At 41.8% G+C, this 17,109-nt stretch carries 17 protein-coding genes; 11 read left to right on the plus strand and 6 right to left on the minus strand.

Annotated features, from left to right (window positions below; translation table 11 throughout):
* Positions 1–9: 9 nt before the first annotated feature.
* The 4 genes from F986_RS15430 (at position 10) to F986_RS15445 (ending at position 3,918) form a co-directional block, all read left to right on the plus strand.
* Complete coding sequence (locus tag F986_RS15430) at positions 10–756, plus strand: DUF6776 family protein (RefSeq protein ID WP_004696694.1); 747 nt, start codon at positions 10–12, stop codon at positions 754–756.
* Positions 757–773: 17 nt separating this feature from the next.
* Positions 774–1,190, plus strand: coding sequence for an ATP-dependent Clp protease adapter ClpS (clpS, locus tag F986_RS15435; protein ID WP_004696695.1), 417 nt, complete (start codon positions 774–776; stop codon positions 1,188–1,190).
* Between the two features lie 9 nt (positions 1,191–1,199).
* On the plus strand, positions 1,200–3,476 hold the full coding sequence (gene clpA, locus F986_RS15440) for an ATP-dependent Clp protease ATP-binding subunit ClpA (protein ID WP_004696697.1): 2,277 nt from the start codon (positions 1,200–1,202) through the stop codon (positions 3,474–3,476).
* Between the two features lie 88 nt (positions 3,477–3,564).
* Positions 3,565–3,918 (plus strand): YnfA family protein, encoded by a 354-nt coding sequence (locus tag F986_RS15445; RefSeq protein ID WP_004696700.1) that lies wholly within the window; start codon positions 3,565–3,567, stop codon positions 3,916–3,918.
* A gap of 27 nt (positions 3,919–3,945) precedes the next feature.
* Here F986_RS15445 and F986_RS15450 read toward each other — a convergent pair whose 3' ends face one another.
* The 3 genes from F986_RS15450 to F986_RS15460 all read right to left on the minus strand — a co-directional run bounded on the left by F986_RS15450 (position 3,946) and on the right by F986_RS15460 (position 6,201).
* On the minus strand, positions 3,946–4,419 hold the full coding sequence (locus tag F986_RS15450; protein WP_004696701.1) for a hypothetical protein: 474 nt from the start codon (positions 4,417–4,419) through the stop codon (positions 3,946–3,948).
* An 89-nt stretch (positions 4,420–4,508) separates the two neighbouring features.
* Complete coding sequence (argF, locus tag F986_RS15455) at positions 4,509–5,429, minus strand: ornithine carbamoyltransferase (protein ID WP_004696702.1); 921 nt, start codon at positions 5,427–5,429, stop codon at positions 4,509–4,511.
* A gap of 121 nt (positions 5,430–5,550) precedes the next feature.
* Positions 5,551–6,201 (minus strand): TetR/AcrR family transcriptional regulator, encoded by a 651-nt coding sequence (locus tag F986_RS15460; protein WP_004696705.1) that lies wholly within the window; start codon positions 6,199–6,201, stop codon positions 5,551–5,553.
* 246 nt (positions 6,202–6,447) lie between these two features.
* On the opposite strand from F986_RS15460, the gene prpB reads away from it, so the two are divergent.
* From prpB to F986_RS15480, 4 genes are all read left to right on the plus strand, one after another.
* Positions 6,448–7,332, plus strand: coding sequence for a methylisocitrate lyase (gene prpB / locus F986_RS15465; protein ID WP_004696708.1), 885 nt, complete (start codon positions 6,448–6,450; stop codon positions 7,330–7,332).
* A 2-nt stretch (positions 7,333–7,334) separates the two neighbouring features.
* Positions 7,335–8,471 (plus strand): bifunctional 2-methylcitrate synthase/citrate synthase, encoded by a 1,137-nt coding sequence (prpC, locus tag F986_RS15470; RefSeq protein WP_004696709.1) that lies wholly within the window; start codon positions 7,335–7,337, stop codon positions 8,469–8,471.
* 189 nt (positions 8,472–8,660) lie between these two features.
* Complete coding sequence (locus F986_RS15475; RefSeq protein ID WP_004696711.1) at positions 8,661–9,122, plus strand: DUF2147 domain-containing protein; 462 nt, start codon at positions 8,661–8,663, stop codon at positions 9,120–9,122.
* Between the two features lie 268 nt (positions 9,123–9,390).
* Entirely contained in the window at positions 9,391–10,317 is a 927-nt protein-coding gene (locus tag F986_RS15480; RefSeq protein ID WP_004696714.1) for an alpha/beta hydrolase, read from the plus strand.
* A 68-nt stretch (positions 10,318–10,385) separates the two neighbouring features.
* Here the strand turns inward: F986_RS15480 and F986_RS15485 are convergent, their stop codons facing one another.
* Positions 10,386–12,023, minus strand: coding sequence for a long-chain-fatty-acid--CoA ligase (locus tag F986_RS15485; RefSeq protein ID WP_004696716.1), 1,638 nt, complete (start codon positions 12,021–12,023; stop codon positions 10,386–10,388).
* 602 nt (positions 12,024–12,625) lie between these two features.
* On the opposite strand from F986_RS15485, the gene F986_RS15495 reads away from it, so the two are divergent.
* Entirely contained in the window at positions 12,626–12,862 is a 237-nt protein-coding gene (locus F986_RS15495; protein ID WP_004696719.1) for a hypothetical protein, read from the plus strand.
* Between the two features lie 67 nt (positions 12,863–12,929).
* Here the strand turns inward: F986_RS15495 and bioB are convergent, their stop codons facing one another.
* Positions 12,930–13,919, minus strand: coding sequence for a biotin synthase BioB (gene bioB, locus F986_RS15500; protein WP_004696722.1), 990 nt, complete (start codon positions 13,917–13,919; stop codon positions 12,930–12,932).
* Between the two features lie 301 nt (positions 13,920–14,220).
* Positions 14,221–15,315: a tRNA epoxyqueuosine(34) reductase QueG gene (queG, locus tag F986_RS15505; protein ID WP_004696725.1), complete on the minus strand. Its 1,095-nt coding sequence runs from the start codon at positions 15,313–15,315 to the stop codon at positions 14,221–14,223.
* A 22-nt stretch (positions 15,316–15,337) separates the two neighbouring features.
* Here queG and F986_RS15510 point away from each other — a divergent pair, with 22 nt between their 5' ends.
* Both F986_RS15510 and F986_RS15515 read left to right on the plus strand, forming a co-directional pair.
* On the plus strand, positions 15,338–16,807 hold the full coding sequence (locus tag F986_RS15510; RefSeq protein WP_004696726.1) for a bifunctional ADP-dependent NAD(P)H-hydrate dehydratase/NAD(P)H-hydrate epimerase: 1,470 nt from the start codon (positions 15,338–15,340) through the stop codon (positions 16,805–16,807).
* Positions 16,804–17,082 (plus strand): acylphosphatase, encoded by a 279-nt coding sequence (locus tag F986_RS15515; protein ID WP_004696727.1) that lies wholly within the window; start codon positions 16,804–16,806, stop codon positions 17,080–17,082. Before F986_RS15510 ends, F986_RS15515 begins: the two co-directional genes overlap by 4 nt.
* Positions 17,083–17,109 lie beyond the last annotated feature (27 nt).

A 17,109-nucleotide genomic window follows, 5' to 3' on the forward strand; every position in this document is an offset into this window, starting at 1 on the left:
GAGATGACGATGCCGAACACTGACACAAATATGACGTCACAACAGCCTGAACCTGCAAAGCCGTTTTTACAGACCAATAAGCCCTTGGCAATTGGTGCTGCAATATTGATGGTTGCAAGTGGGGTATTGGGCTATACCGTCGGACATCGTCAGGGTTTAACGGTGGTAGGTTTTGATGCAGATGCTGAGCAACTGGTCGAAGTGGTACAAAAGCAAAAGACCAGTCTGGATGCTTTAAATAAAAACTATAACGCTGCTGTTCAGGAGCGTGATGTTGCTGTGACCAATTCAAATGAGCTGTATTTGTCATTGCAAAAAGCTCTAGATCAACAAGCGCAATCTGAAACCACTGCTGTGATTTACCGTGAGGTTTTGCGTCAACGCGGTGGTATTCCACTGGCTGTGCAGCATATTGCGATTAAACCTTTGCCTGAAAATGCATTTGAATATCAACTTGATTTGGTTCAAGTCAGTCCTTCTAAACGTGCAGCTTCAGGTACAGTTGAACTCCGACTTATTCGTGGTACAGAGGTTTTAGTTGTACCTCTAGAAGACAAAAACTTTAACTTTGAAAACTATGAGCGTTTAACAGGGCGTTGGACGATGCCTAAAGGCTTTACGCCACAGTTTATCGAAGTCCGTTTAACAGGTAGCACACCAGTGACACGACGCTTTAGTTGGTCACGTGGTGAAGCCGTAGAAAGTCAATCAGCATTTGTCTCTGAAATCCCTCAGGCTGAGGCGAATGCACAATAATTGTGAATTGTAAGTTTATGGGTATCTCTAAGCGTTCAACGTGTTTAAATGAAATCAAGCAGTCTTTTCATGAATCTGGCTATATCGATTGGCATATCAGCCCGCGCTTGAGCAATGATGAACCGCATGAAGAAGAAAATGGGGATGTCGCTGTCCAAACCGCGCCACCAGAACTTAAGCGTCCTCCACTCTATGCTGTCGTTTTAATGAACGATGACTACACCCCAATGGACTTTGTTATTGAAATTTTACAACAATACTTTGCTTTGAATCTTGACCAAGCCACTCAAGTAATGCTAACTGTACATTATGAAGGAAAAGGTGTTGCAGGCGTTTACCCGAGAGACATCGCGGAAACAAAAGCAAACCAAGTCAATAATTACGCTCGGTCTCAAGGTCATCCTTTACTTTGTCAGATTGAGCCGAAAGATTAAGGGGGTTCCATGCTCAGTCGTCAATTAGAAGTATCCTTACGTTTGGCTGTTAGTATGGCTCGACAAAAGAGACATGAATTCCTAACCGTTGAACATTTATTATTGGCTTTACTCGATAATGATTCGGCCGTAAATGCATTGAAAGCCTGTGGTGCAGATATTATTGTGCTTCGCAAAGAGCTTGAAGAATATGTAGAGCAGCACACCCCTAAACTGGGCGAAAACAGTGATCAAGCCCCGCACCCAACCGAAAGTTTTGACCGTATCTTACAACGTGCGATTTTTCATGTGCAATCAAGCGGTGGCGATCGGACGGTTGAAGGCGCAGATATTTTAGTGGCGATGTACTCTGAGCGTGACTCTTTTGCAGTCTACCTCTTAAAACGTCATCAAATTAACCGTTTAACTCTGACACAATACTTGGCCCACGGCACACGTAAAGACGAAGTGCAAGTGGAAGAAGAAATTGAAGATCTTGATGGTGAATCGACCAGTTCAAGCAACGCAGGCCCTTTAGAGCTGTATACAACCAACTTAAATGTTGAGGCACAAAAGGGTAAAACAGATCCTTTAATTGGTCGTGAAAAAGAAATTGAGCGTGCAGCACAAATTCTATGCCGTCGCCGTAAAAATAACCCGTTATTGGTCGGTGATCCTGGCGTCGGTAAAACATCGATTGCTGAAGGTTTAGCTTGGCTCATTGTTAATGGTAAAGCACCGAAACCATTGGAAAATGCTGAAGTGTATAGCTTGGACATTGGTGCTTTGGTGGCAGGAACCAAATACCGTGGTGACTTTGAAAAACGTTTAAAACAGCTTTTGAACGCGTTGAAAAAGAAACCAGAAGCAGTTTTGTTTATTGACGAAATCCACATGATTATTGGTGCTGGCTCAAGTATGGGCAGCACAATGGATGCGTCAAACTTGATTAAACCCGCTTTGGCCAATGGTTCATTGCGCTGCATTGGTTCAACCACATTCCAAGAATACCGCCAAGTCTTTGAAAAAGACCATGCATTGTCACGCCGTTTCCAAAAAATTGATGTCAATGAGCCATCTATTTCAGAAACGATTGATATTCTACGTGGTTTGAAGAGCAAGTTTGAAGATTTCCATCATGTTAAATATGATGACAAAGCTTTAATTTCTGCGGTTGAGCTGTCTGCGAAGTTCATTAATGATCGTTTCTTGCCGGATAAAGCCATTGATGTCATTGATGAAGCAGGGGCACAACGTCGTCTGAAAGCTGAACAAGATGACACCTTGATTACCGTGGAAAATATTGAAGATATCGTGTCGAAAATTGCACGTATTCCACCAAAAACTGTGTCTAAAGATGACAAGACCGTTCTTGAAAATCTTGAACGTGATTTAAAACGTGTGGTCTTTGGTCAAGATGAAGCCATTGAAGCTTTAGGCTCAGCAATTAAACTGTCGCGTGCAGGCTTAAAATCGCCAGATAAACCTGTGGGTAGTTTCGTTTTTGCAGGCCCAACTGGGGTAGGTAAAACAGAAGTCACCAAGCAGCTTGCGAAATTACTGGGTGTTGAGCTGGTTCGTTTCGATATGTCGGAGTATATGGAGCGCCATGCGGTTTCACGTTTGATCGGTGCGCCTCCAGGTTATGTAGGTTTTGATCAAGGTGGTTTGTTGACCGATGCGATTCATAAAAATCCGCATTGTGTATTATTGCTAGATGAGATTGAAAAAGCGCATCCAGACGTGTTCAACTTATTGCTACAAATCATGGATCATGGTTCATTGACCGATAACAATGGTCGTAAATCAGACTTCCGTAATGTGGTGTTGGTCTTGACCACAAATATTGGCGCGGAAAGTATTTCTCGCGTGAGTATTGGTTTTATGGATCAAGACAACAGTAATGATAATCAAGATGCGATGAAAAAAGCGTTTTCTCCAGAGTTCCGTAACCGTTTAGACAGTGTGATTCAGTTTAAAGCTTTACCAACGACAGTAATTGAAAATGTGGTGGATAAGTTCTTAACTGAACTCCAAGCGCAACTGGATGAGAAAAAAGTCATTCTAGAAGTGGATCAAAGTGCGCGTGAGTGGATGGCTGAAAATGGCTATGACCGTTTAATGGGTGCTCGCCCAATGCAACGACTCATCCAAGAGCATTTGAAAAAACCACTGGCTGAAATGATTCTATTTGGTGAGCTTGCAGAGCATGGTGGTAATGTTGCGGTTTCTGTGAAGAACGAAAATGGTAAAGCGGTGGGTCTAAAACTCGAAGTTTTCGAAGATCAAACGGCTGAACCTGCTTAAAGATTGCTACATAATAAAAAACCCGTGTTCGCACGGGTTTTTTATTGAAGAAAGTATTTAACAGTTAGAACTAATAAAAGTAGGTTGCATGGATATTCAATTGACGAAAGTTTTAAGTACATTTGTACTGTTTTTGGTAACCGCTGTGATGGAAATATTAGGCTGTTATTTCCCTTATTTGATTTTAAATCAGGGAAGAAGTCATTGGTTGTGGATTCCTACAGCTTTAGCGCTAGGTGCTTTTGTGTGGTTGTTGACTTTACATCCGGCTGCATCAGGACGTATTTATGCAGCTTATGGCGGAATTTATATTTTTACCGCATTGCTATGGTTACGTTATGTCGATCAAGCATATTTGACCCGTTGGGACATAATGGGTGGGGCAGTGGTATTGATTGGTGCGGCCATGATTATCTTACAACCGCAAGGATTGGTTCGCTAAAGTAGAGAACCAATCGCTAGAAAGGTACTATTTGATACCACAATCTTTTTGCTTTAATTCTAAATCGTAGCTATTTTTCTCAGAGCTGAGCTGTAATTTTACAATGTAGGGGTTATGGCGTTGATATTGATGCTCGAAGAAAATATTGCAGTTTTGCACAACATTCTTTTTAATCACTTTTTGAACTTCTTTCGCACCCAAATCCTGTTCAAACTGCGCGAAATCAGGGGTAATGATCAAGCCTTTAAGCTCGGTACGGTCTGCATATAGATTAAATTGTTCAATGATAGTGTTGTTATCAATTTCAATTGGGAGGGTTCTAGAGTCTTCTGCAGTTAATACCGTTAAGATCTCGTTCAACGTTTCTGGTTGTTTAATTTTAAAATTTTGATCAATAATTTGTTTGGACTGTAAGTAGTCATCAAATTCGGAGGCTTGAACCTGAAAAAAAGTAGAGCTTAGAATTGTAGCAAGGCACAGGCCAGTTTTTTTGAAATGCATGGAAAGTGTCGCTTATAAAAATTATGTTCCGATTATAGCTTTACCCGTATAAAAAAAGCACCCTTAGGTGCTTTTCGTTGGAAAATTAATTAATCTTTCTTGGTATTTTCATTGATTAAAAACTCAACCAATGCTTTTTGTGCATGTAAGCGGTTTTCAGCTTCATCCCAAACCACGGCATTTTTATGGTCGAGCATCTTTTCAGAAATTTCTTCGCCGCGATGCGCAGGTAAACAATGCATAAATAAACAATCAGGATGAGCAAGATCCATAAGACGTTCATTCACTTGATAGTCTGCAAAAGCAGCTTCACGAATTTTTTGCTCTTCTTCTTGGCCCATGCTTGCCCATACATCGGTCACGATGAGGTCTGCATTTACGGCAGCATCTTCAGCTGAGTTCACCAGTTCTGCACAATGCGCAAATTCACTTAAAAATTCTGCTTTGGGTTCATAACCTTTAGGCGCAGCAATTTTTAATTTGAAGCCCCACATATGTGCAGCTTCAATATATGAATTACACATGTTGTTGCCATCACCAATCCAGGCTACCGTTTTGCCTGCAATGGGGCCACGGTGTTCAACAAAAGTTTGAACATCTGCAAGTAGTTGGCAAGGGTGGTGATCATCGGTTAAAGCATTAATCACAGGAACTTTTGAATAAGAGGCAAAACGTTCAATAATGTCATGTCCAAAAGTACGGATCATCACAATATCCAACATGCTTGAAATTACGCGTGCTGAATCTTCAATCGGTTCACCACGACCCAATTGGGTGTCTCGTGGTGAGAGGAAAATTGCACTGCCACCAAACTGGCTCATGCCTGCTTCGAACGATACACGGGTACGGGTGCTCGATTTTTCAAAAATCATACCCATGACTTTACCAACAAACGGTTGGAATACTTCGCTGTTGTGCTGTTTACGCTTTAGTTCGATACCGCGTTGCACAACTTGGTTCAGTTCTAAAGTAGATAAATCGCGTAAGGTAAGAAAGTGACGTAGAGCCATTGTTACTCCACAATAATTGCTGAAAACCGAAATAGGTACAGAACAACAATTAGTTGTTGGTTGGTGAAAAGAAAAAAGGGAGTCGATTAATATACTATATGCAAAGGAAATTGCAAAAAAACTAGACTTTTTGATGACCTGCTAAGAAACGATCTACACAATAATGAACATATTCTAGATTTTCTTGTTCATTTTCTTCAACATAGATGTTCATGAGTACTCGCCACTCTAATTCACGCACAATGCCAAAAAAAAGCTGTGCAGAATAATTCGGGTGTTCACATCGAATAATGCCTATTTCATCTGCTTTGGTTAAAACACAAGCCACGGCATCTTCAATATGTTTAGGTCCTTGTTTGTGAATATGAAAGGCCAACTGCGGATTACGTTGTACTTGTTCCATAATGAGTCTTAAAAAAGAGGCATTTTCTGGAAGCACAAGATGTGTTTGAATATTTAAAATGGTTTGTATTAAATAAACGCGCAAATTGTCCTTAGTGAAATCAAAAGACATACAAATATCTTTAAAAAACAGCTCACGACGGTAGTCACAAATTGCTGTAAAAAGACCGTCTTTATTTCCAAAATATTTGTAAATCGATGCTTTTGAACCACCCGCATGATTGACAATATCATCAAGTGAAACTGCATCGTAGCCATGTTGCAAAAACAACTCGTTTGCACTTAATAAAAATGCAAGACAGCGTTCATGACCTCGTTTTGTGTGAGGTATGTCACGTGTAAGGGGTTCTAGTTGAACTGAGTCGTGCATATAACTAACAACAGCCTAATAAATGTGGATCTCTAGTTGCTATCATAGCAAAAATATGCACACATTGTTGTTTTGGGGCTTATCTGTTTACCACTAAACCCCAATGCATGGAAGGAAATTACACAATAAAAACGTGAACCATGGGACTAAAGTTTTAGAGTGATCATTCTAAAATGTCATAGCCAATTCAGTCATTATGGCTATACTCAAAACTCGAAAATTAAAGTAAATGCCGTGGAAAGGACGATGACAGAACAAAGATCTGCAGGCTTAAGATTTAGACAAGCACTGGAAGTGGAAAAACCATTACAAATTATCGGTACAGTCAATGCTTATGCAGCAATGATGGCGAAACAGGTGGGCTACAAGGCCATCTACCTTTCGGGTGCTGGTGTAGCCAACTACTCTTATGGATTGCCTGATTTAGGCATGACCAGTCTGGATAATGTTTTGGAAGATGTACGCCGCATTACCGAACGTGTAGACACTCCGTTACTGGTAGATATCGACACCGGTTGGGGTGGGGCATTTAACATTGCCCGTACTGTGAAACAAATGATTGCTGCAGGCGCAGCCGCAGTGCACATCGAAGACCAAGTAGCACAAAAACGCTGTGGCCACCGCCCAAATAAAGAAATCGTCACCCAACAAGAAATGGTCGACCGCGTCAAAGCCGCAGTCGATGCTAAAACCGATGCAAACTTTGTGGTGATGGCTCGTACCGATGCCCTACAAAAAGAAGGCCTACAAGCGGTGATTGACCGTGCCTGTGCTTGTGTAGAAGCCGGTGCTGATGCGATCTTTGCTGAAGCAATGACGGATATCACTATGTACAAAACCGTCTGCGATGCAGTCGGTGTTCCAGTACTGGCGAACATTACCGAATTTGGCGATACCCCATACTACACCAAAGAACAACTGGCAGAACAAGGCATCTCGATGGTGCTGTACCCACTGTCACCGACCCGTGCCATGCAAAAGGCAGCACTGGAAGTCATGCATGCCATTCGCAATGACGGTACCCAAGTCAACGTCCTCGACAAAATGCAACAGCGCAAAGAACTCTACGAATTTCTCGATTACCACACCTTTGAAAACACATTAGACAAGCTGTTTAAACAGGAGAATTAAAAATGGCTGAAGGAAAAGTCCTCACAGGCGCAGGATTGCGCGGACAAGTCGCAGGAAAGACAGCACTCTCAACTGTAGGTAAAAGCGGAGCAGGTCTAACCTACCGTGGTTATGACGTACAAGACCTCGCTGAAAACTGCCAGTTTGAAGAAGTGGCCTACCTGATCTTCTTTGGTGAACTACCAACAGCAGCACAACTCACCGCTTACAAGGCTAAACTTAAATCACTGCGCCAACTGCCACAAGCACTCAAAGAAGTCTTAGAGCGTATCCCTGCGGATTCACACCCAATGGATGTGATGCGTACAGGTGTATCGATGCTAGGTAACCTAGAAACAGAACAATCCTTTGCAGAACAGCAAGATGTTGCAGACCGCATTCTCGCAACGCTTCCAGCAATCATTTGCTACTGGTACCGTTTTAGCCATGATGGCGTACGCATTGAAGAAAACACCGATGACGACTCAATCGGTGCTCAATTCCTACACCTGCTGCGTGGCGAAAAACCAAATGAACTGCATGAGCAAGTGATGAATGTCTCACTGATCCTCTATGCAGAGCATGAATTCAACGCATCGACTTTCACCGCACGTGTATGCGCATCAACCTTATCGGATATGCATTCATGTATTACCGGTGCAATTGGTTCACTACGTGGTCCATTACATGGTGGAGCAAACGAAGCAGCGATGGAGATGATTGAAAACTGGACGTCACCTGAAGAAGCTGAGCGAGAAATGCTGGGCAAATTGGAACGTAAAGAAAAGATCATGGGCTTTGGACATGCAATCTACAAAGACAATGACCCACGTAATGGCATCATTAAAATTTGGTCAGAGCGCTTAGCTAAAGATGTCGGCGATACGGTCCTGTATCCAGTTTCAGTCCGTTGTGAAGAAGTGATGTGGCGTGAGAAGAAATTATTCTGTAACGCAGACTTCTTCCATGCATCGGCTTACCACTTCATGGATATTGCGACCAAGTTATTCACACCAATCTTTGTGATGAGCCGTGTGACAGGTTGGGCTGCACATGTGATGGAACAACGTGCGGACAACCGTATCATTCGCCCAAGTGCGGACTATACGGGGCCTGAACTGCGTAAAGTAGTGCCGATTGAAGAACGTTCAGCGGCTTAATATAAAGCTCTGATACATTATTAAAAAAAGCCTCTTCGGAGGCTTTTTTTATATGCAATTTTTTTGTTGATTTTTCTCACGGGTTAATTCATATAAATATTTAATTTTAATGAAATAATAGATAATTAAAAGAATAGAGTTGCTATAATCGCGACCGTTTATTTCTTCATTTTTATTGTAATTTAATTTATGAAACATAAGTTTTTGTGTGCGTCAGCACTGTTTTTGGGATTGTCTCATTCTGCTTTCGCCATACCATTTGACCCACTTATTGGAACGTGGAAAGTGATTGATGATCGGACTGGGTATTATATTTCAGATATTGTGATTCGTAAGAATTCTAAAACATCACAATATAGCGCAGTGGTGACCAAGTACCATCCTTTGGCTGGAGCGCCTGTGAGTGATGTATGTAGTAAGTGTCAGGGTGGACTCAAGGATAAACCGATTTTTGGTATGCAAGTGTTGAATGGCTTAGTGGGTGATGCAACAGGTCAAAAATTCGCAAAAGGCCAATGGCTGAATCCTCAAGATGGTCGTGTATATAACATCAATACTGCGCAGTTAAATGTTGGTAAAGATCAGATGAAGGTACAAGCCACAGCAAAAGATGCGAAAGGTTTGAGCAACATGACATGGAAAAAGCTTTAAGTCTTTTGCTTGTATCGATAAAGCCATCGCATTGTCACATTGAGATGGCTTTTTTATCCATAAAAAAGTTAGAGAGGGATTTTCTAGACTTGTTCAATCCGTATAAAAAGGAAAAATCATCTTTCGGAGTGTGTAGTCAAAGAAAATGTAGACTATTTAATCGATGAGATGTATGTCATGAAGCGAGATGATTAAGAATTATTTAATTGATAATGATAACTATTATTGTGTGTTAAGCTTCGGTATCTCATGACTGTATATACGAAAAATGACTCATCTTTATAAAAAGACTTTTCATAGTGTGCTTTCGCGAATTTTTGGCTCGTTGTTGATTTTGGGTGCCAGTTTAAGTATTTATGCGAAACCTGAAATGAAACCTTTACCTGCCAATATTGCAGAAGTGGGGTCTGAGTATTATGATTTCAAAATTAAAGAGTTTGTATCCAAAGACCCACAAAAAACATATAAAGTGTGGTTAGGTATTCCTAAAACAGCGCAAAATGGACAAAAAGCGTATCCATCTGTTTTTATGTTAGATGGGAACTCTGCGATGTCTCATCTGACTGAAGAAATACTTAAGTCTTTGTATGCAAATGATGCCCCTGTATTGGTTGCCATTGGTTATAAAACCAATTTGCCGTTTGCCACAGCTTTTCGTTCACTCGACTATACTCCAGCAGATTTATTAACTGGGAATCCCTCCCAAGATCCAAGAAATCCAGAGCGGATGAGCGGGGGAGGTGCTGATTTTAGAAATATGATTTTGAAGGACATCGCCCCTTGGGTTGAGCAAAATGTAAAGCTGGATGCGCAAAAAAGAGCGTTATGGGGGCATTCCTATGGTGGGCTTTTCGTGCTTGATAGCTTGCTCGATGGGCGTTATTTCAGCCATTTCTTTGCTGCAAGTCCATCACTTTCTTGGGCTGATGAGCGCATGATGCAAAAAATTAGAGCCGTAAAATTAGTCAAAGAGCCACAAAAACATGTATTGCTGATGGAAGGTGATCTTTTAGCAAATGTTGGAACACAGCAAAGCGCTAATTTTGATGCAAATGGCATTAATAAAAATAGAGAAATTTTGTCTATATTCGATCAGCAGGGCGTCAAGGCTAAATTTTTAATCTATCCAAATCTAAAGCACGGTGAGGTGTTTAAAGCGTCTTTATTGGATGTGCTTTCAAATAAATTGTATTGATGGTATTTAAATTATCCGAACATAAAGAAAAGCCTGAGCATAAGATCAGGCTTTTCTTTTAAACAATGTTAAACAGAATTTTGTTCTAGTAGTACTTGGCCATATTGGGCGCGGAGTTCACGTTTTAGCATTTTACCCGTACCGCTCAGTGGAATGCTATCGACAAAAATCACACGGTCAGGGATCTGCCATTTCGCAATTTTGTCGGTATAGTAGTCTAAGACATCTTGTTCAGTGACCGTGCTATCAGGTTTCTTCACAGCGATGACAATAGGACGTTCATCCCATTTTGGATGTTCGGCTGCAATAACGGCTGCCATAAGAATGTCTGAATGTCCCATCGCAAGGTTTTCAAGTTCAACTGATGAAATCCATTCGCCGCCAGACTTAATTAAATCTTTAGAGCGGTCACTGATGCATAAGAAGCCGTCTTCATCTAAGGTTGCAATATCACCTGTGTCAAACCAGCCATCGGTCGTGAGTGCGGATTCATCTTTACCAAAGTAACTGTCAATAATCCAGTGGCCCTTAATTTGTAGATTTCCAATCTGCTCACCATCGCGGGCAATTTCATGGCTGCCTTTTTCTTCATCGGTAAGACGTAAATCCACGCCAAAAGGCGGACGACCTTGAGATAGGCGCAGCTGGAAACGCTCTTGTTCAGAGAGCTGCTGATGCTTGGCTTTAAGTTGGTTGGCAGAACCGAGTGGACTGGTTTCGGTCATACCCCATGCATGGATGGTGTCGCAGTTATAGTCATTTTTAAAGGCCGCTAACATGGATGGTGGACATGCAGAACCACCAACAACGTTACGGTCCATACTTGCCAGCTGGCTGCCTGTTTGTTTGGCTGCTGCCAGTAAACCTTGCCAAATGGTGGGCACACCCAAAGCCACAGTGACTTTATAGGTGTCAATCATGTTCACTAAACTTGGCCCATCTAAGCCTGGCCCAGGCAATACAACGGTACAACCGACCATAGCTGCTGCATAAGGCGTACCCCAAGCATTGACATGAAACATCGGAACTACGGGTAACATGATGTCATTTGCAGATAGATTAAGAGAATCGGGTAGGCTGATGGCAAAACTATGCAATATGGTAGAGCGGTGGCTATATAGCACACCTTTTGGATTTCCCGTTGTACCTGAGGTATAGCACAAAGAGCTTGCTGTTTGCTCATCAAAGCTTGGCCATGTGAATTGTTCAGACTCTTTGCTGACCAAGTCATCATAAAATTTCACATCGGCAATTTTTTCTGTAATAGCCTCATCTGCGGCATCTAGGCAAATAAAGTGTTCTACATGGGGTAAATGTGCTTTTACTGCAGCAATAAGTGGCGCAAAGGTTTTATCAAATAACACCACGCGGTCTTGGGCATCATTGATAATAAAAATCAGTTGTTCTGGAAATAAACGTGGGTTGATAGTATGGCAAATATAACCACTGCCAGAGATCGCATACCAAGATTCTAGGTGACGATGGTTGTTCCATGCGATGGTCGCCACGCGGTCACTTTGCGAAAGCCCTAAGCCTGCGAGTACATTGGCAAATCGCTTAGAATTGGCTGCGACTTTGGCCCAGTTGGTTTCAGTGATACTGCCGTCTGTATTTTTAGAAATAATGGCTGTATCCGCATGGTAGCGTTCTGCGTGATCAATAAGATTGCTAATTAATAGCGGTTGAAACATCATACGTCCAAGCATGTATAAATATCCTTATCGTTGCTTTTTTATCAAACTCTTTATTGGTTGCTCGAAACATCTGTTTTGAGCATTGATTGTATTTTTATCCTAGCTTGATCCAAATTTAAATCAAGCATTCTTTCAATCTCAGCATCATTTAAAAAATGATGTGATGCAGAACCACAAGTAAATGAAAAGCATCATTTAAAAAAGTAAATGACCATTTATCACTTTATGCTGTTATTCGACAAAAGGCACTTGAAATTTATAAAAAGTATGTTTAAAACTGTGTATAGCTCATGAGATATGAGTTGTGGGTATTTCAGGAAGATATACCTATTTTAAGAAGCGAATTTTTAAAAAATCATTTACAGGAGTTAAAAATGCTTCAGTTGTTTAAAAAATTATTTTGCATCCACGTTTATGAATATGAACAAATGACTGAAATAGGGGAGCATATGGAATGCCGAAAGTGTGGTGATTCTAAAACCGACTAATCATCTTAAGGAAAAGTGAGCGTAGGCTCACTTTTTAATGCCTGTATTTTTTTATGGCTTAGTTCGACTGAATTGACGCAGAACGGCTTACAATAGCCGAATAACAGTGTTTAGCGTATACAGATAATGACTAAAAATTTTCAAGCACAGACTTATATTGTCAATGATAATCTGAGTGATACCTTAAGCTGGCTGTGTCACCATCAAGAATGTTTCGAATCTTTTCACTATGACGCGATTCGCCAAACGTTAACTGTCCGTCATGCCAATGGTGAAGATGAGATATTCCAAGGTGATTATCTGAATGCCAGTTATGGTATTTTAATTACTGCGCATAATTTTGCTCAGTCGCCTGAAGGTTAAATAGATAGACATTAAAAAAGCCCCATACTGAATAAGGGGCTTTTTTGTGCTTAGCAAATCTTGGGAATTAGCTTGCCATGGCATCTAGGCTAAGGTCTGCCACCGTTGGTTTTGGCTTTTCTGCCACTAAACCTAATTTGGTGAACAGTTGACGGTCCTTACCTTCGCCTGCATTTGGTGTGGTCAGTAGTTTCTCACCTGAGAACAATGAGTTTGCACCCGCCATAAATGCAAGTGCTTGGTCTGAGTCAGAAAGTGCTTCACGACCTGCAGATAGGCGGATATAGCTGTGTGGCATGATAATGCGCGCAACAGCAATGGTACGAATCCATTCCGTCACATCGAGTTTTTCAACATCTGCCAGTGGCGTGCCTTCAATTGGAACCAACATGTTGATTGGCACAGATTCTGGGTGAATTGGCATGGTTGCAAGCTCTTGCAATAAACCAATACGGTCTTCTTTCTTTTCACCTAGACCAACGATACCACCGCTACACACTTTCATACCTGCTTGACGGACATATTCTAAGGTATTTAAACGGTCGTCAAAGGTACGTGTACTAATAATATGTGAATAATACTCGCGTGAAGTGTCGAGGTTATGGTTGTAATAATCTAAACCCGCATCTTTTAAACGTCCAGCTTGAGACTCATTCAGCATCCCTAAAGTCATGCAAGTCTCTAAACCAAGTGCTTTTACTTCTTTAACCATTTCTAGTACATAAGGCATGTCGCGTTCATGTGGATTCCGCCAAGCTGCACCCATACAAAAACGAGATGAGCCTGAGGCTAAAGCTTCTTTGGCTTCTGAAATCACTTTGTCTACAGCAATTCGCTTTTCGGCTTCAAGTTTTGAGTCATAGCGTGCTGACTGAGAGCAGTACTTACAGTCTTCAGGACATTTGCCTGTTTTAATCGACAATAAAGTACTGACTTGAATGGTGTTTGCTTGGAAATGTTGGCGATGTAAGGTCTGCGCTTGAAAGACGAGATCAAGAAAAGGCTGATCATACAAAGCTTCGATTTCTTCACGCGTCCAATCATTGCGTAGGTTCATAATGGCGATCCATTTTTAATTCTAACTTGTATACATCATACATTTAACGTGCCAACTTAAAAGGCATTATTGCTCAGTTTTAATAGTATCTCCCGATTATGTTTTTAATTTTATCTTTTTATGAGATTGTAAAAATAGTTGCAAAGTTGAACGTTTTTTCGGAAATTTGGCCGCAAAATTCTATTTATTTGGATTTTGAGTTACACTGAAAATGCAGCTAAATAGATAAAATAAATAAAATTATGCAAGCAAATGGCTGTTTGATTGAACTTTTATTGATTGAGTCTGTTCGAAGCAAGTTTTAGTGCCTTTTCATCAGTTGCTCTTGGATGGCCCAGTCAATATGGACTTGCACAATATCGTTAAGCTCTAGGCGAGAAGCTTGTAATTGCTGCAATATTTCATCTGAGAAAGGTGCATTACCTAGACCAATCGCGACGTTACGCATAAAGCTTTGGTAGCCTGTACGACGTAGGGGACTCCCTTCTGTATTTGCCATAAAGGTGTTTTCATCCCATTGCCAAAGGTCAATTAGTTGAATGTCATCCAAGCCATGACGTGGGTTAAAATCATCAATAGGAGTAGTTTTGGCAAAGCTATTCCACGGGCAAATGAGCTGGCAGTCATCGCAACCAAACACACGGTTACCAATACCGCGGCGTAGTTCTTCAGGAATAATGCCCTGAAACTCAATAGTTAAATAGGCAATGCATTTACGCGCATCTAATAAATAAGGTTCAACAATGGCTTGGGTCGGGCAAATATCAATACAAGCGCTACATGAACCACAGTGTTTGGTGGTGGCTTGGTCAAAAGGTAGCTCTAAAGAGGTAAAGAGCTCACCCAAAACAAAAAATGAGCCTGATGTTTTATGAATGAGTAAGGTGTGTTTACCGACCCATCCCATCCCTGCATTTTCAGCCAATGATTTTTCAAAAATGGGTGCTGAGTCTGCAAATGGGCGAGATTCAAAATCGCCAACTTTGGCTTTGATTTTCTGAGAAAGGGTCTTTAAACGCCCACGCATGACTTTGTGATAGTCACGTCCGCGTGCATAACGTGCAATGATGGCGCTATTTGGTGCAAAAGGCACAAGACGTGGTTCAGGAACGGCAACCAAATAATCCATACGCACACAAATAATGCTTTTGGTGCCCGGAACAAGCAGTGTTGGATCTGCGCGTTTTTCTAAGTTTTCAGCAAGAAAATGCATGTCACCATGATAACCAAGTTCTAAATATTTTTTAAAACGTGGCAATTCAACTTGAGCATCTGGTTTGGCGATGACACAATCAGAAAACCCCAAAGCCAGTGCTTCAGCTTTAATCCAAGCCTTAAGCTGCTCTGGATCATATTGATCTACAGGGATTTTTGAGGAAGATGTGGATGTTGTCATAACCAAGAACAAAGGAAAAATCATGCATCAGCAAGTGTACCACAGCAGTGAGATTCAAGCATGGGAAGGGCGTTGGTTCGCGCAGCAAAATAGTGCTTATGGATTGATGCAACAAGTCGCATGGGCAACAACTGAACAGATGCTGCCTAGGCTTAAACAGCAGCAAGTCAAAAGCGTTGCGGTGTGTTGTGGTCAAGGCAATAATGCAGGTGACGGTTACTTGATTGCATTGTATCTAGCCGTGCAAGGTTATGACGTTGAAATTTATGCAGCTGCTTTGGGAGAGTCTACTTCACTGCAACAAGCACATGCAGCAGCTGTGCAACTGGGGATAATGATTCATACTGGTTTTGCTTTTCAACGTCCTTATGATGCGTATATTGATGCTTTGTTTGGCATCGGTTTAAACCGTGAACTCAGTTCAGACTGGCAGGCAGTGATTCAGCAGATCAATAGACAAACAGGTTTAAAAATTGCGGTTGATATTCCAAGTGGTTTGCAGGCCAACACGGGGCAAGCTTTACCTTGTGCCGTTATTGCCGATTATACCTTTACGGCTCTGGGCTTGAAGGCTGGTTTATTTACTGGTCAAGGTAAAGCATTTGCAGGAGAGATCACGCTTATTTCGCTACTTCCTGTAGACAGTGCTTTAAAACCTTTAGCTTCACTTGCTCCACAACATATGCACCTTGTACCGCGTCAAGCCTTTGGACATAAAGGAAGTTATGGGCATGTACTGGTGATTGGGGGACATGCACAGATGGGTGGTGCGGTGATGTTAGCCGCCGAAGCTGCCTTTCATGCGGGTGCTGGCAAGGTGACCGTGGTATGTGATGCAAAACACCATACTGCAATTTTAGCTCGTGCACCCAATATTATGCTGCGCGATATTAACCAAATGTCGCTCCAAGAGCGTGCAGCGTTGGTGGCACATGTGGATGCAGTCAGTTTTGGTATGGGCTTGGGAAGGGACTCGTGGGCTCAGCAGCAGTTTGATGCATGGTTTCCACTCATTCAAACCAGTGCTTTACAGGTGGTATTGGATGCGGATGCTTTATGGTTCTTAGCCTCAAGACCTGTAAAACTCGGTGAGCAGGTCTACGCAACACCGCATCCTGGCGAGGCCGCAACTTTGCTCGGTATCAGTACCTCAGCGGTGGAGTCTGACCGCATTGCAGCTATTTATGCCTTACAAGAAAAATATGCAGGACAATGGGTGCTTAAGGGTTCGGGAAGCTTGATTTTAGATACGCAACTTTGGATTTGTACCGCAGGTAATCCGGGGATGGGGACAGGTGGAATGGGTGATGTATTGGCAGGCATGATTGCCAGTTTAAAAGCACAGTTGCAAGGTAACATTGCGTTACATCAAATTGTGACCTTACATGCCCAAGCAGGCGACCTTGTGGCTCAACAAGGTGAGCGTGGTTTACAAGCACAGCAAATGAGTCAGGCTATTTATACGGTCGTGAATCGAGAGCATACAGTATGAAAGCAGTAAAACTGACCATATCGGGAAAAGTTCAGGGTGTTGGATATCGACGTTGGTTTGCACAATATGCTGTTGCTTTAGGTTTAAAGGGTTATGTAATGAATTTGGATTCAGATGCAGTTGAAGCGTTGCTTTTGGGTGATGATGGTATGGTTGCCGAACTGGTGAATCGCGCTAAAGTCGGGCCAACTCATGCGGTAGTCACGGATGTGGTCATCGTAGAACTTGCTTCAGAACAGCAAACATTTACAGATTTTCAAATACGTCGCGAATGATCAAGTATGCAAAAATAAAAAAAGGGC

Origin of the sequence: Acinetobacter johnsonii CIP 64.6, from assembly GCF_000368045.1 — a bacterium.
GTDB classification, from domain to species: Bacteria; Pseudomonadota; Gammaproteobacteria; order Pseudomonadales; family Moraxellaceae; genus Acinetobacter; species Acinetobacter johnsonii.

Excerpts from the sequence above, each read along its gene's own strand:
- F986_RS15430 (WP_004696694.1), top strand. The coding sequence starts at position 10 with ATGCCGAACACTGACACAAATATGACGTCACAACAGCCTGAACCTGCA.
- clpS (WP_004696695.1), top strand. The coding sequence starts at position 774 with ATGGGTATCTCTAAGCGTTCAACGTGTTTAAATGAAATCAAGCAGTCT.
- clpA (WP_004696697.1), top strand. The coding sequence starts at position 1,200 with ATGCTCAGTCGTCAATTAGAAGTATCCTTACGTTTGGCTGTTAGTATG.
- F986_RS15445 (WP_004696700.1), top strand. The coding sequence starts at position 3,565 with ATGGATATTCAATTGACGAAAGTTTTAAGTACATTTGTACTGTTTTTG.
- F986_RS15450 (WP_004696701.1), bottom strand. The coding sequence starts at position 4,419 with ATGCATTTCAAAAAAACTGGCCTGTGCCTTGCTACAATTCTAAGCTCT.
- argF (WP_004696702.1), bottom strand. The coding sequence starts at position 5,429 with ATGGCTCTACGTCACTTTCTTACCTTACGCGATTTATCTACTTTAGAA.
- F986_RS15460 (WP_004696705.1), bottom strand. The coding sequence starts at position 6,201 with ATGCACGACTCAGTTCAACTAGAACCCCTTACACGTGACATACCTCAC.
- prpB (WP_004696708.1), top strand. The coding sequence starts at position 6,448 with ATGACAGAACAAAGATCTGCAGGCTTAAGATTTAGACAAGCACTGGAA.
- prpC (WP_004696709.1), top strand. The coding sequence starts at position 7,335 with ATGGCTGAAGGAAAAGTCCTCACAGGCGCAGGATTGCGCGGACAAGTC.
- F986_RS15475 (WP_004696711.1), top strand. The coding sequence starts at position 8,661 with ATGAAACATAAGTTTTTGTGTGCGTCAGCACTGTTTTTGGGATTGTCT.
- F986_RS15480 (WP_004696714.1), top strand. The coding sequence starts at position 9,391 with ATGACTCATCTTTATAAAAAGACTTTTCATAGTGTGCTTTCGCGAATT.
- F986_RS15485 (WP_004696716.1), bottom strand. The coding sequence starts at position 12,023 with ATGCTTGGACGTATGATGTTTCAACCGCTATTAATTAGCAATCTTATT.
- F986_RS15495 (WP_004696719.1), top strand. The coding sequence starts at position 12,626 with ATGACTAAAAATTTTCAAGCACAGACTTATATTGTCAATGATAATCTG.
- bioB (WP_004696722.1), bottom strand. The coding sequence starts at position 13,919 with ATGAACCTACGCAATGATTGGACGCGTGAAGAAATCGAAGCTTTGTAT.
- queG (WP_004696725.1), bottom strand. The coding sequence starts at position 15,315 with ATGACAACATCCACATCTTCCTCAAAAATCCCTGTAGATCAATATGAT.
- F986_RS15510 (WP_004696726.1), top strand. The coding sequence starts at position 15,338 with ATGCATCAGCAAGTGTACCACAGCAGTGAGATTCAAGCATGGGAAGGG.
- F986_RS15515 (WP_004696727.1), top strand. The coding sequence starts at position 16,804 with ATGAAAGCAGTAAAACTGACCATATCGGGAAAAGTTCAGGGTGTTGGA.